This is a genomic window from Halobellus rarus (genome assembly GCF_024494595.1).
Lineage (GTDB): Archaea > Halobacteriota > Halobacteria > Halobacteriales > Haloferacaceae > Haloquadratum > Haloquadratum rarum.
The window spans coordinates 26,440-39,290 of the sequence record NZ_JANHDI010000009.1 but is presented as its reverse complement, the minus strand read 5'-3'; the positions used below and the strand labels follow the sequence as shown (position 1 = coordinate 39,290).

Annotated in this window: 14 protein-coding genes; 8 read left to right on the top strand and 6 right to left on the bottom strand. The window is 61.0% G+C overall.

What is annotated here, in order from left to right; all coding sequences use genetic code 11:
* Window positions 1–23 precede the first annotated feature (23 nt).
* Window positions 24–914, bottom strand: a complete 891-nt coding sequence (locus tag NO876_RS11230) for a sulfite exporter TauE/SafE family protein (protein ID WP_256421774.1) — start codon at window positions 912–914, stop codon at window positions 24–26.
* The gene (locus NO876_RS11225) at window positions 881–1,561 is read right to left on the bottom strand and encodes an SCO family protein (protein WP_256421773.1); all 681 of its coding nucleotides are present in this window, start codon (window positions 1,559–1,561) and stop codon (window positions 881–883) included. Before NO876_RS11225 ends, NO876_RS11230 begins: the two co-directional genes overlap by 34 nt.
* 458 nt (window positions 1,562–2,019) lie before the next feature.
* Between NO876_RS11225 and tnpA the strand changes: the two genes are divergently transcribed.
* From tnpA to NO876_RS11195, 6 genes are all read left to right on the top strand, one after another.
* Window positions 2,020–2,427 carry an IS200/IS605 family transposase gene (gene tnpA, locus NO876_RS11220; protein WP_256421938.1) on the top strand — a complete coding sequence of 136 codons (408 nt, stop codon included), beginning with the start codon at window positions 2,020–2,022 and terminating at the stop codon, window positions 2,425–2,427.
* Window positions 2,427–3,668 carry an RNA-guided endonuclease InsQ/TnpB family protein gene (locus NO876_RS11215; RefSeq protein WP_256421771.1) on the top strand — a complete coding sequence of 414 codons (1,242 nt, stop codon included), beginning with the start codon at window positions 2,427–2,429 and terminating at the stop codon, window positions 3,666–3,668. The genes tnpA and NO876_RS11215 overlap by 1 nt, the downstream gene beginning before the upstream one ends.
* Before the next feature lie 249 nt (window positions 3,669–3,917).
* Window positions 3,918–4,874, top strand: coding sequence for a methyl-accepting chemotaxis protein (locus NO876_RS11210; protein WP_256421770.1), 957 nt, complete (start codon window positions 3,918–3,920; stop codon window positions 4,872–4,874).
* Window positions 4,871–5,323: a chemotaxis protein CheW gene (locus NO876_RS11205; protein ID WP_256421769.1), complete on the top strand. Its 453-nt coding sequence runs from the start codon at window positions 4,871–4,873 to the stop codon at window positions 5,321–5,323. The genes NO876_RS11210 and NO876_RS11205 overlap by 4 nt, the downstream gene beginning before the upstream one ends.
* 59 nt (window positions 5,324–5,382) lie before the next feature.
* On the top strand, window positions 5,383–6,522 hold the full coding sequence (locus tag NO876_RS11200; RefSeq protein WP_256421768.1) for a PAS domain-containing response regulator: 1,140 nt from the start codon (window positions 5,383–5,385) through the stop codon (window positions 6,520–6,522).
* Between the two features lie 253 nt (window positions 6,523–6,775).
* Complete coding sequence (locus NO876_RS11195) at window positions 6,776–6,985, top strand: hypothetical protein (RefSeq protein WP_256421767.1); 210 nt, start codon at window positions 6,776–6,778, stop codon at window positions 6,983–6,985.
* An 87-nt stretch (window positions 6,986–7,072) separates the two neighbouring features.
* On the opposite strand, the gene NO876_RS11190 is transcribed toward NO876_RS11195, so the two are convergent.
* Genes NO876_RS11190 through NO876_RS11175 form a run of 4 tightly spaced genes read right to left on the bottom strand, consistent with a single transcriptional unit; the run spans window position 7,073 to window position 11,229 of the window.
* Entirely contained in the window at window positions 7,073–7,912 is an 840-nt protein-coding gene (locus NO876_RS11190) for an ABC transporter permease (protein ID WP_256421766.1), read from the bottom strand.
* Window positions 7,909–8,655 (bottom strand): ABC transporter ATP-binding protein, encoded by a 747-nt coding sequence (locus tag NO876_RS11185; RefSeq protein ID WP_256421765.1) that lies wholly within the window; start codon window positions 8,653–8,655, stop codon window positions 7,909–7,911. Before NO876_RS11185 ends, NO876_RS11190 begins: the two co-directional genes overlap by 4 nt.
* Window positions 8,652–10,583 (bottom strand): NosD domain-containing protein, encoded by a 1,932-nt coding sequence (locus NO876_RS11180; protein WP_256421764.1) that lies wholly within the window; start codon window positions 10,581–10,583, stop codon window positions 8,652–8,654. The genes NO876_RS11185 and NO876_RS11180 overlap by 4 nt, the downstream gene beginning before the upstream one ends.
* 4 nt (window positions 10,584–10,587) lie before the next feature.
* Window positions 10,588–11,229: a nitrous oxide reductase accessory protein NosL gene (locus NO876_RS11175; RefSeq protein WP_256421763.1), complete on the bottom strand. Its 642-nt coding sequence runs from the start codon at window positions 11,227–11,229 to the stop codon at window positions 10,588–10,590.
* Window positions 11,230–11,525: 296 nt separating this feature from the next.
* Between NO876_RS11175 and NO876_RS11170 the strand changes: the two genes are divergently transcribed.
* Both NO876_RS11170 and NO876_RS11165 read left to right on the top strand, forming a co-directional pair.
* Window positions 11,526–11,858: a cation transporter gene (locus NO876_RS11170; RefSeq protein WP_256421762.1), complete on the top strand. Its 333-nt coding sequence runs from the start codon at window positions 11,526–11,528 to the stop codon at window positions 11,856–11,858.
* 380 nt (window positions 11,859–12,238) lie between these two features.
* Complete coding sequence (locus tag NO876_RS11165) at window positions 12,239–12,829, top strand: DUF8121 family protein (RefSeq protein WP_256421761.1); 591 nt, start codon at window positions 12,239–12,241, stop codon at window positions 12,827–12,829.
* The last annotated feature ends 22 nt before the right edge of the window (window positions 12,830–12,851 follow it).

Sequence of the window (12,851 nt, the reverse complement as noted above, 5' to 3'; positions counted from 1 at the left end):
TCTCTGCGAGCGATCGCGACCCGCTACAACGGTTGATAGTGCGGCAAACTGAACAGGTGCGGGACTGCGACGCCGAACAGACGTAATCCCGCGAAGAACGTGTGTGCGCCCAGGAGCAGGAAGACGACTCCCAAGAGTCGGTGGACGAGGCGTCGGCGACGCGAGCCGATGGACTGGAACAGCGTCCCGTAGAGGAACAGCGCGGGGAACGTTCCGAGACCGAGTGCAGCGAGCGAAACCGCGCCGAAGGCGGGGTCGGCCTGGCTGAACGAATAGAGGAACGCCGGGTACAGCAGCGGACACGGGAGAAAGCCGTGGACGAATCCCAACGCGAAGATGCGTTCGGAGCCGACCCACCGGTCGATGCGGGGGGACAAGAACGCGTGAATCCGTCGAAACAGTCGGTCGAGGAGCGGGAGGTGATCGACGATCGCCGTACCACTCCCGGTGAGGTAGCCGACCCCCGCGGCGACGATGGTGAGCCCGACAGCGACGCCAGCGACCGCACGGATTTCGTCCCCGAAGGGCACCGTCGTCGCGGCCGACGCGAACAGTAGACTCCCGAGCAGTCCGAACGCCGCGCCCAGGATCGTGTAGATCGTGACGCGCCCCGCGTTGAACAGCAGGTGCTGACGGACCGCGTACAGCGAGAGGAAGTCGTCGTCGCGGCCGCGGGTGGGTTCCCCAGCGCCGCCAGTGCGTCCCCCGTCGTCCATCCGTTCGGCGTACATCGACACGAGCGGTCCGCACATCCCGAGACAGTGGCCGGTGCCGAACAGGCCGACGAGAACGAACAGACCGAGTTCGACCGTACGCGTCGTCGGCGGTTGACCCCCCGGGGCGACGCACGTGCCCCCGGTCTGCAGGAGCGCGTCGACGATCACGCTTGCAGGACGGTCTCCAGATCCGACCACACGCGGTCGCCCACCGGGTCGTTGCCGGTGTAGGCCCGTTCGACGTAGCCGTTGGCGTTCGCCAAGAGCAGGAGGCCGAGGTGGTTGTACATATACTTACTGCTCTCCGTCTCGCTCGTCTTCTCGAAGGTGACGCCGTAGGTTTCCTGGACAACCTCCTTGGCGTGGTCGTGATCGTCGGGGCGGAGGAAGTGCCAGTTGCCGGCGTCGAGGTCGACGTTCATCATCTCGGCGTACTCTTCGAGCCGCGCCGCGTCATCGCGCTTCGGATCGAAGGTGACGGGGAGGAACGTGACGTCGTCGCCGTAGCCGGCTTCGATGGCGTTCGTCTGGACTTTCCGCATCGAGGAGATGAGGAACGGACAGACCGTGTTGCAGTGGCTGTAGAAGAACGTCATCACGACGGCGGTGTCGAGGCCGCCGACCGAGACGCTGTGATCGGTGGTGGCCGCCGGGAGGGTAACGTCGGGGAGTTTCTGGCCGTAGGCCGGATACGGGAGGTTCGCACTGCGGACGGTCTGATCGTCCGGCTTCCCGAGGACGGTGTTCCCACCGCCGCCGAGAACGCTGGAAACCCCGCCGAGACAGCCAGCGGTCGCAGCGAGGCCGGCCCCGCCCGCCGTCGCAAGAAACGTGCGTCGTCGCATTAGATGCTACCACGGACTGTCCGAAGAAAGGCCGTCTGGTACGTTCCTCGAATGCCGGGGCGTGATGCCGTGATACGGTATCACGGATCTTTCGAAACGGGGCAGACCTGACAGAAGACACCTATGTTGATCTGTGACAAAAAGGGATGGAACGTCGGAGCTTTCCTTCTCGGGAGCGGCTGCGCCGTCCTGAGCGCGGTTTCTCCGCCAGTTTCTAAACGCTATCCGATAGGTTTCGCAGGGGCGCATTCTTGACAGCTATATGGAAGTTCTTCCAGTCTGTTTTAGCTGGATATAGGCGCTAAGCCCCCACCCTCAACGGAGCGACGAAGGGAGCGGAGTGGGGTGGGGATACAGCGCCATCATCGCCTGTTCATATAGCGAGACGGTTGCAGACCCACAGGCCCACGTAGTCACAACGTTTTTGAATTAGGGTACCATATAATAGTATGAACCCAATGGAATACGACCTCGATTCCGGAGCGCATTCGACGTATTCCCTGCACTACCACCTGATACTCACCACGAAGTATCGGCGCGGAGTGCTAACCGAAGAGCGAACCCAATTCATTCGTGGGGTCATCTGCGGGTTCACGGACAAGTACGGCGTCGAACTGACGAACCTCGATGGAGAGGACGACCACGTTCACATCTTGTTCCGAGCGAAACCCACCACGGACCTCGTGAAGTTCATCAATACGGTCAAGGGCGCGACCGCCCGCCGTATCCGTAACGAGTACGAGGATGAACTGAAGACCGAACTGTGGGGCGACTCGTTCTGGAACGACTCGTACTGCCTCATCTCGACGGGGCAGGTATCGCTGGATGTGCTGAAACAGTACGTCGAAGACCAGCGGGAGAGCTGATGTACTACGCCTACAAGTACCGTCTCAAGCCGTCCGACGCCCACCGCGAGGAGTTGGACCGCCACCGCGATATTTGTCGGCAACTGTACAATCACACGCTCTACCGCCTCAACGAGTACCAAGACGACCACGGCGAACTCCCGTCTATGACCACGCTTCGGTCGGAACTTCCTGACCTCAAGAAGTGGTGGAACGGCCTCTCAGACGTGTACTCGAAAGTCCTCCAAACCGTCGTTGAACGGCTGTTCGACAACCTCAACGGACTCTCCAAACTCAAGGAGAACGGCTACGGCGTCGGGCAACTCAAGTGGAAGCCCCCACGGGAGTTCCGCAGTTTCACCTACAGTCAGTCTGGCTTCAAGCTCGACAAGAAGGGCGGTCAGACTGTCCTGTCACTCTCGAAACTTGCGACCATACCGATACGGCTTCATCGCGCCATCCCCGACGACGCGACACTCAAGCAGGTAACGGTCAAGAAGGAGCCAACGGGCGAGTGGTTCGCCACATTCGGCGTCGAAATTGACCGAGAACCGCCCGAACCACCTGAAAATCCCGAGAAGTGCGTCGGTATCGACGTGGGGATTCTCACGTATGCTCACGACACCGACGGTACGGCAGTCGGGTCGCTCGACCTCTCCGACGAACGCGAACGACTGGAACGCGAACAGCGGTCCCTCTCACGGAAGCAACACGGGTCGAACAACTACGAGACACAACGGCGTCGAGTCGCGGAGTGTCACGCGGACCTCCGACGGAAACGCCGTGACTTCTTGCACAAACTCTCGAACTACTACGCGCGGGTGTACGACCTCGTGGCGGTCGAAGACCTGAACGTGAAGGGGATGATCGAATCGCCGTCGAACAGCCGCAACACGGCGTCGGCGGCGTGGCGAACGTTCCTCTCGTTGCTCGAATACAAGTGCAAGCGCGAAGGAACGCACTTCGTCGCGGTTGACCCGAAAGATACGACGAAGGAGTGCGCGTCCTGCAGTGTTAAGACGGAGAAGCCGCTGTGGGTCCGTGAACATTCCTGTCCTGCCTGCGGTTTCGAGGCGGACAGGGATGCAAACGCGGCGTGGAATATCCGTTCTCGCGGTCTTGAAGAACTAGGAGTGGGACGCTCCGAAGGAACGCCTGTGGAGACTGCGCTTCCTGTGGATACGTCTGTATCTGCAAAGCACGTCGTGGAAACAGGAAGCCCTACCCTCAAGGAGCGAACGGCGTCAGCCGTGAGCGAGTAGGGGAGGGTAGTTCACTCGTGAAACCTGTACATCACAGTATCTTCGTAACAGCAGGATCTACAGAAGTTGAGACTGGCAGTCTCAATGCATATGCTGTGATTTGGATTGAGTTCGTCCAGTAGATTGTTTCGACGTAAACTATCGATAATATGGATTTGGCCATAAAGTATATCTAGAAAAGATCAATCGGTTATTATATTCTGAAATCGCTGGACAGAGTTTAACAATACTCCGTTGTCCCGGATAGATATGTCGTCCGAAGCGCAACAACCGAGCGAGGCTGAGCAGGCACAGACAGAGTCTGAGAAAGTCGTTATCGAGCGTTCCCGACTTGAGGAACTCCAGAGTTCAACGCAAGAACTTGCGTCCGCCGCCAGCCAGATTGCTGAGAGTACTGACGAAATAAACGGCGTCGCTACCGAACAAGCCGGCAATCTCTCGGAGGTCGCCAATGAAGTGTCCGATCTGAGCGCCACTGTCGAAGAGATTGCATCGAGCGCAGATCAAGTCCGGACTGAAAGCCGAAGAGCTCGTGAGCTTTCCGAGGAGAGCAAGTCGGCGGCTGATGATGCGATTGATGCGATGGATGCCGTCAACGAAGCTGCCGGCGAGGTCGCAGAGGACATTATGACCTTGCGGGCCCGAGTCGATGATATCGACGATGTCGTCGCCGTGATTCAGGATATCGCCGATCAGACGAACCTGCTGGCGCTCAACGCATCGATCGAAGCTGCACGAGCGGGCGACGCCGGAGACGGCTTTGCGGTTGTCGCCGATGAAATCAAATCTCTCGCCGAGGACACTCAAGAACAAGCCGTCGACATCGAAGAGATGGCCACCCAGATCAAGTCGAACACCACCGAAACTGTCGACAGCATTGAAGACGCCAACGAGCGCATCGATGACGGGCTCCAGAAAGTCAACGTCGCCCTCGACAGTCTAAACGAGATCAGCGATGCTGTCGGAGAAATCAACGACGGTATCGAAGAAGTCGCCGACGCGACAGACGAACAGGCCGCCAGCACAGAAGAGGTCGCAGCAATGACCGACGAGACCAGCGACCAGATGCAGATGGTGGCCGCGGAGATCGACGAACTCGCTGCGGCCAACCAAGAACAGACTGCAAAAGTCACCGAGATCGCCAAACTCGTCGATATGTTTAGCGAAGAGTGGAGTACTAACACCGACGTCAGTACCGGACGATGAGCGGAATTGCTGACACTCAGGTCCTCACATTCACGCTCGGCGACGAGGACTACTGTGTCGATATCGATTACGTAGCCGAGATCGCCGAGGGGGAGAGTATGACGGCGGTGCCCGACTCCGCTCCCTACGTTGAGGGCGTGATGGATCTCCGGGGGCGTACGACGACTATTATCAACCTATGCAAAGTGCTCGACACCGATGGAGTTGATGCTGGGGAGTTACTCACTGACGGCGGGGTTGAACAGAACCGCATTGTAGTACTTGACTCAGAGACTGACGACGCAGATTCGACAACCGGATGGCTCGTGTCCGACGTCCAAGAGGTGATGGCAGTCTCTGAAGACACCTTCGAAGCTGGTGCTATTAGCGAGACAGAGATACTTCAAGGGTTGATCAGAGAGGGCGATAGCTTCACACTGTGGCTGGATCCGCACGAACTGCCAGGGTAACGCTCCGGGTTACATAATAATAATAAATATTATGTTGGTAATTGGTAGTTGATTCGATAATGGGTACACCGATTCACGTGTTGCATATCGAAGACAACGAAGGGATTGCAGAATTGACGGCGACTTTTTTAGAGAAGAACAACGATCGCATTCGCGTTGAAACGGCCGGAAATCCAGCGGAAGGGATGGAACGGCTCGACAGTGATTCTGTAGACTGCATCGTGTCTGATCACGATATGCCGGGGAAGAACGGCATCGAGTTTCTCGAAGCGGTCCGAGAGGAATATCCGACTCTTCCGTTTATTCTCTTTACTGGGAAGGGATCGGAAGAAGTCGCCAGTCAGGCGATCTCCGCAGGGGTCTCGGACTACCTCCAGAAACAGACGGGGACTGAACAGTACGAATTGCTGGGCAGACGAATCATCACTCACGTCGAGCGGACCCGTGCACAACGGGAACTCGAAGAACGAGAGTCGCACCTTCGCCAGGCACAGGTGGTGGCCGAGCTCGGGAGTTGGCAGACGGATATCTCGGCTGACGAGATATACTGGTCAGACCCCGTGTACGAGATCTTCGGTATCGATGACACTGAGGGCTCGCTCAGCTACGAGCAGTTTCTGGAGTATGTCCATCCAGACGATCGGGAGACTGTCGATGCGGCCTGGAGTGCCGCACTCGACGGAGAGGAGTACGACATCGAGCACCGCATCGTAACCGACGACGGTGAGATTCGGTGGGTCCGGGAACGAGCCGATGTCGGCTTTGACGAAAACGGAACACCGGAGACAGCTTTAGGGATTGTCCAAGATATTACGACCGAAAAAGAGCGTGAAAAACAACTACAGCAGGCATCGGCTCGGCTGAAAGCGCTCTTCAAGGGGACACCTGATATGATAAATATACACAATTCAGAAGGGGATATTATCAGTCCCAACCCACGGTTTTGTGAACGGACTGGCTACAGTGACACGGAACTGGCCGATATGAAAGTCTGGGAACTCGATCAGGAACTTGATCCCGAAGAAGCGAGGGAGATCTGGAGAGGGATGCAACCCGATGAGGATCTGAAACTGGAGAGTACCTACCGTTCCTGTGATGGGTCGACCTTCCCTGTGGAAGTCCACATCCGACGTCTCGACCAGCCGATGAGTGATCACTTCGCTGTGATCAGCCGTGAATTGACATCCTCCCTGATGTGAACGCGGAAGGATCTCAGGTCTCACGAGTCGATTGTCAGCAGGCGGAAAACCGTACTCCAATTTGGGATTCCTCTCTTGATTTTCCCCTCGTAAGAAAGTATTCTAGAAAGATTGTACACAGTACAAGAACTGCTCAGCTCAGGGAGTTTGGCCAACAGGTCGAATGAGACCGTACAGCGGATCACAGACACGAGACAAAAGCGTAAATTTATCATATATCCTCACTGTAGGCTGGAGAATACGAGGAGATAGTATGGCAAAGGTGGGACTGTGGGCAAACGCGGTAGGACTCCTCATCAGTATCGTAGGAACCCTGTTGCTGTTCTTGCATACGACCAACCAGTACCATTCAGCCATTCAGGATATCGGGTCGATAGCTATCGCGTATCTCGGTCTAATCCTCCTTGGAATGTCGGTATCAGTTACAGGAGTCGCACTTCTACTGAGGAGCAACCGCGATTGATACGCACACTCGCTCTAGTGGTTGTTCCTCATAATCAGGCCGTGAAAAACACCGTAACAGGCGTTCCGTGACGGCCGCGTCGGAAAGTCACCGGAGTGCGTAGGCGGCGACAGCGAGAGCAAAGACGGTCCAGCCGACGAGTGAGAGCACTCCGACGGCCGGTGCGACCGCGGCGGTCGCCTCGACCGTCGCCGCGTCGAGGACGGTCGCGAAGACGAGTCCTCGATACGCGCCGCCAGGACCGAGCGCGACGGCAGTCGGCAGGCTGCCAACGCCGAGAAACCCCCGCTGTAGGGCTGCGAGTGATCCGACGTCGGCCCCGACTGTTTGGACCGCCCAGAGACCGAGCGCCAGGCCGACGGCGCTCTTGGCGCTGCGAGCGACTGCAGAGACGGCGAGCGCACCGGCCAGCGCGGCGAGGCCAAGCAGCGTCGCGACGGCAACGAACCGAGCGAACAACAGCGGCGAGTCCGCACCGCGCTGTGCGGCGTAGATCGGCGACGTGCCGTCGCCCGAGAGAACGACGAAGGCGAGCGCGGGGAGCGCTGCGGCCGCGACACCGAGCGCGAGGATCACGCCGCGGCCGAGGAACGTCCCCAGGACGATCGACGACCGCGACGGTGGGAGCGTGGCGTGAACCGCCAGTTCGCCACGTTCCCGATCCGAAACGAACACGCGATAGCCGATCGCGAAGGCGAGGACGGGGACCAGCAGTTCGACCGGCGTGAGGAGGTCGACGACGGTCGGGACGTAGCCGGACGCGTGGCCGCCGCCGGCCCACGTGAATCCGAGCAGGAGGAGCGAGAAGCCGACGAAGAGGACGAGCGTGCCCCGGTTTCGCGTGACCGTCTTGACTTCACGACGGGCGATGGCGGCGACGTGGTCCCGATCGAGGTCGATTTCGCGCAGCGAGCCGACTACGCTCATACGGCCTCACCATCGGAGGTGTGACCGGGATCACGGGTCTCTCGACCGCTCCGGACGGTCGTCTCACCGTCGACGGCGTCGTCGTAGGCCGTCGCGAACGCCGTCCCCTCGATCGGGAGTGGTCGGTCGGCCTGCAACCGCCCGCGGTCGAGGAGCAACGCGCGGTCGGCGACGCGCTCTATCGTCGGCAGGTCGTGCGTGGCGACGACGACGCCGCAGTCCTCGCCGGCGAGCGTCGCACAACTCTCGAAGACCCGTTTGGTCATCGTTCGATCGAGGCCGCTCGTGGGTTCGTCGAGGACGACGAGGTCGGGATCGCCGACGCCCGCGACCGCGACACCGAGTAAGCGCAGCATACCGCCGGAGAGCGCGCCGACGCGCCGGTCTGCGACGTGCGCCAAGCCGACCCGATCGAGCAACTCTTCGGGCGTTGGCCCGTCGCCGACGAGCGCATCGTAGTACCGGACCGTCTCGCCGACCGTCAGGTCGTCTCGGGGGCGAAACGACTGCGGGAGGTAGCCGACCGCGTGTGTTCCCTCCGTCACCGGATACGCGACTGTGCCGCTCGTCGGGGTCGCGACGCCCGCAAGCGTTCGTAAGAAGGTCGACTTGCCGCCGCCGTTCGGGCCGACGACTGCCGTCACCGATCCCGGGTGGATCGACGCGGAGACGCCAGCGAGTGCCGAGACGGGACCGTACTCGCAGGCGACGTTCGAGGCCGTCACGACTGGATTGTCCGTCATCTATCGAAGTTCGTGTTCACGAGTGAGTCGTTCGTCATACGTTGAGAGTCATTTCGCGCGGCCGCCAGCAGGTCGGGATTCACGGGCGCGGCGGCCGGCCGCTGGTCGACGATACCGCCGCTGCGCATCCCCGGAACGGTGCCGCGAAGTTCGCGGAGTGCAACGAGACCGGGCGACTCCGAGAGGAGACGGGTTCCGGGTGCTCCGTATCGCGCGTCGACGGCGCTCGTCGGGCGATACGAGCGATCGACGGCGTCGACTGGGCCGCCCGCCGCCCGCGCCCAGTAGTTCCCGCCCGTGGCGCTCGACCAGACGCGCGTCGCGCCACCGGTTGCTTCCGCGGGCCGGTCGTTGTGCACGAAGTCGTTGGCGAGGACACGGTTGGAGGCGACGATCGCGGTCGCGTCGGCCCCGACGCCGTTCCGCAGGAGAACGTTGTGTCCGTACAGCGAGCGCCGCGTTCCGATCTCCAGGCCGACCTCGTTACCGACGAGTCGGTTTCGCGCGACGTAGGAGTCGCTGCCGGCCGTGACGATCCCCCGGCCCGAGTCGCGAACGTCGTTGCCGACGAGCGCGTTCCCCGAGGGTCGGGTCATCACGACGAGACCGGTATCGGTGTCGCGGGCGACGTTGTCCGCGAGCAACGTCTCTGAGGTGAACATCAGGTGCGTCCCAAAGCGGACGTCCCGCATTCGGCTGTCGCGGACGACGAGGCCGTTCGACCGGTGGGAATAGACGCCGTCGAGCGTCCCGCTGAACGTCGAGTACTGCACGACCGCCGACGTCGCTTCCATCGCCATCACGCCCATATAGCCTTCGCCACCGGTCGCAGTCCCGTGAACGGTCACGTTCTCGACGAGCGTCTCGTTCGTCTGCCGGAGCAGGACGCCGTTGGACGGTGTCCGCACCGTGACGTCGGCGACCAGGGTTCGGGAGGTGTTCACGAGCGCGACGCCCGCGTCGCCGCGGCCGTACGTCTGCTTGACGTGTGTGTCCCACGCCTCGCTCCCGTTACCGACCTCGATAGTCTCCGTCCCGACATCCGTCACCGCGAGGTCGACGACGGCGACGCGGTCGCTCGTCACCGTAACGCCGGTCCCGTTCGACCTGGCCGAGACAACGGTCTCTGTGCCCGCCCCGCGGAGCGTTATCGGACGGTCGATCCGAACGCGTTCGTGGTACGTTCCGGGCGGGACGTAGACGGTCGTATTCGGTGGCGCGGTGTCGACGGCGCGCTGAATGCTGGGTGCGTCGTCCCCGACGACCTGCGAAACAGGGCGGTCTGCGAGCGACCGGGCGTCTGTAGCCGTTCGGTTCGCCGCCTGATTCCGTGATTCAACGGTCTCAGGCCACGACCGGGTTCGAGGCGGACCGTCGATCCGTTCGCGGACAGTCGCCCACGACCAGACTGTCGCGTCGGAGCCGACGCGGTCGGCGAATTGCCGGGCGTCAGCCGCGACGCTGAACGGAACGAAGACGCGCCCACGCGCCTTACCGGCTGCAGTGGGGCGCCCAGGGACGACCACGTAGTGTGCGTTGGCGGCCGCGGTCCACCCCGGACGGCCCGCGGTGGGGACCGGATACCCTGCGTCACTCGCTGTCGGCGACGTCCCGGCGAAGTCGCTGACGAAGACGCCGAGCGGTGGACCGAACCGCTGTGTGTGACCCTCGCGACCGAGCGCGGCGACCAGCGATCCGATGCCGTAGTAGCCGACGACCGTCTCGAACTGGGCGTAGGAAACCTGCGCTTTCGGGACGACAGCCCCCGCAGCCTGTGTCTCACGGACCGTCTCCGCGGTCAGACCGGAGCTAGCTGTGGTGCCGAACGAGACGGGCTCGGGATCGTGGGTCGCGTTCACCACGAACGCGCCGCTGTACGCGAGCGCGAGGAGCACCACGACGGCGGCGAGGGCGGCGTCCCGACGCATCAGTTCACTCGAAGAAGCTCGCGCGGTACTGCTCGGCGAGGTCGCGATCGAAGGCGTCGAAGCCGACGACGTCATCGGCCGTCAGGTCGTCGTACTGCTCGACGTACGCCGTCGCGTTGGCTTCGGTGTCGAACGCCAGCGGGTTGATCCGCATCGGGTCGTCGACCCGCTCGGAGTCCATCTCCAGGACGTAAGACGCCCCGAGACCGTCGATCCAGTCGGTCGTGGCGTGGTCGTGGACGAACGCCGCCGTGATCGACGCATCGGCGTACGCCTCCTCGAAGTGCCCCTGATCGGCCGCAAACGACGCCATACAGCCGTTCGAGCAGAAGAATTTCGGGTCGGACGACTCGTACTGGAGTTGGGCGTTGTAGTCCGGGAACTTCGCGGGCTTCATATTGCAGACCGCGCAGTTTGCGTCCTCGGGGACTTCGAGCGGTCTGCGCGAGGCTTTGCCGGCCTCGGTCGTCGTCGGTTCTGCGGTCGGTGTCTCCGTTTCCGTCTGCGTCGGGGTGGCCGTCTCGGTCTCCGTCGTCCCGCCGTCGCCGGTGCCGCTACAACCTGCAAGAGCGAGTGTGAGTACCGCCCCGCCCGCACCAAGCGCGCGGCGGCGAGTCAGTCCGTCGTGGTCGTGTGAATCAGACATAGACGAGCGTAGCGTCGCTGCCCTGAAAGCCGATGTGGTAGGATCGTCGAAGACCGCCGGACGGAACCCGAGACACCGATATCGATGCGGTACCGAAATAAAATGCGAAGCCGCTGTACTGATGTATTAATCTGTATCGGATTTTTAATGATCTGTGTGGATTTAATCGGGTTAAATAGCAGATGACTTAATAGGGCGTGGACCCCACCGATCTAGTAATACCAGATTCGGCGCGCGGCGGCCGGAACGTCGGTCGTCGGGATTCGCAGGGCGAAGGCGGCGGACGAAAGGGCGCGGTGTCCGCGGGCAGCGAGGGTGCGGCCGCGGCGTTCGACGTCCCGGAGATGGACTGTCCCGCCTGTGCGGGAAAGGTCGAGCAAAGCGCCTCGAAACTCGACGGGAACGTGAACTCGCGCGTCGCGAGCGGTCAGCTCACCGTTAACAACTCGGACGCGACGACCGCAGACGCTATCGAAGACCGAATCGAGAAAGGGGGCTACAGCGTCGAGGGGCGAAACGAGGCGACAGTCAGTCTCTCGGGTCCGGGAATGGACTGCGGCCCCTGCACCGGAAAGGCCGAAACCGCGCTCGACCGCGTCCAGGAGTCGAGGCACACGAAACCCGACTGACGACCGGGAGTGTAAGCGCCGGCTACGACGAGCGCCGCGCTGCTTCTATACGCGGGTACGTCAAATCCAGTAGTACACAACGTCTTAGGCTTCCGACCTCGCCCAAATATCGGTACGTTCGTGCTTCTCCCAGACTTCTTCATCGGAGTTGCCATCCTAGTTCTTCTCTATCAGATCCAGACCTGAGTTCGCGGCTCTGCTGTAATCCTCAGTAGTTGCTAGTTTCCCGCCCTCAGTCGCTCAGTACAGAGTTGTCACGGATCGCTCAATGCAGGAGATGTAGCGATTAGCGAGGGCTGTTGCTCATAGCGGAGTGCGCAAGCTTGGGGTGCGGTACAAGTTTGTCAACGTTTTTGATGCCGCCAGCGAAATCGCCATCTATGCGCCGTCGCGCATTCCTCGCGTCCGCCTTGACTGCCGCCTCCACCACCGCTGCGGGTTGTAGTGCTGTTGAATCACGAACCGAACACACGGACCCGGTGGTAAAGACCGATGATAATCCCCGAGATGATGGGAAGTATCTCGAATTCCGCGAGGACGGCACTGCTCTCGCTACCGTGGGTGTCGACCCCAAGTTTTCTCCCTTACCGACCCACTTCTTCACGTCGATTTCGCACCCTGAAGATACCGAACTGCAATCGCTCACACAGCGGTTCGTAGCACTGGGCGGTGACGGCACCCCACCACGGATCTCGCTGCAAGGCCCATTTATGGGAGACCACAAACCCCATCCGTCCGTGTCACTGTTCCGAGAGGGGACTGCTGCAGTCGTCGAAGTCCACCAGTTCGGTGAAATCGCCGACGAGACCGTATTTATGGATCTTCCAGTCACCCATTGGCCGGAGTCAGCCCGTCAACTCGTCGTTGAGATTACCATCGAACTCGTCGAACCGGGGCTAGCCGACCGAACACATATCCTTGACGGACAACTCGAATTCGAACTCTCTGTTGAGGCTGAAGGTAGCGGGTGAGTCGTTGGTACGTCAGATTTGT

What these genes read in the sequence shown, in the direction of transcription:
- NO876_RS11175 (WP_256421763.1), bottom strand. Translation starts at nt 11,229, where the DNA reads ATGTCTGATTCACACGACCACGACGGACTGACTCGCCGCCGCGCGCTT.
- tnpA (WP_256421938.1), top strand. Translation starts at nt 2,020, where the DNA reads ATGGAATACGACCTCGATTCCGGAGCGCATTCGACGTATTCCCTGCAC.
- NO876_RS11225 (WP_256421773.1), bottom strand. Translation starts at nt 1,561, where the DNA reads ATGCGACGACGCACGTTTCTTGCGACGGCGGGCGGGGCCGGCCTCGCT.
- NO876_RS11190 (WP_256421766.1), bottom strand. Translation starts at nt 7,912, where the DNA reads ATGAGCGTAGTCGGCTCGCTGCGCGAAATCGACCTCGATCGGGACCAC.
- NO876_RS11205 (WP_256421769.1), top strand. Translation starts at nt 4,871, where the DNA reads ATGAGCGGAATTGCTGACACTCAGGTCCTCACATTCACGCTCGGCGAC.
- NO876_RS11185 (WP_256421765.1), bottom strand. Translation starts at nt 8,655, where the DNA reads ATGACGGACAATCCAGTCGTGACGGCCTCGAACGTCGCCTGCGAGTAC.
- NO876_RS11165 (WP_256421761.1), top strand. Translation starts at nt 12,239, where the DNA reads ATGCGCCGTCGCGCATTCCTCGCGTCCGCCTTGACTGCCGCCTCCACC.
- NO876_RS11200 (WP_256421768.1), top strand. Translation starts at nt 5,383, where the DNA reads ATGGGTACACCGATTCACGTGTTGCATATCGAAGACAACGAAGGGATT.
- NO876_RS11195 (WP_256421767.1), top strand. Translation starts at nt 6,776, where the DNA reads ATGGCAAAGGTGGGACTGTGGGCAAACGCGGTAGGACTCCTCATCAGT.
- NO876_RS11210 (WP_256421770.1), top strand. Translation starts at nt 3,918, where the DNA reads ATGTCGTCCGAAGCGCAACAACCGAGCGAGGCTGAGCAGGCACAGACA.
- NO876_RS11180 (WP_256421764.1), bottom strand. Translation starts at nt 10,583, where the DNA reads ATGCGTCGGGACGCCGCCCTCGCCGCCGTCGTGGTGCTCCTCGCGCTC.
- NO876_RS11215 (WP_256421771.1), top strand. Translation starts at nt 2,427, where the DNA reads ATGTACTACGCCTACAAGTACCGTCTCAAGCCGTCCGACGCCCACCGC.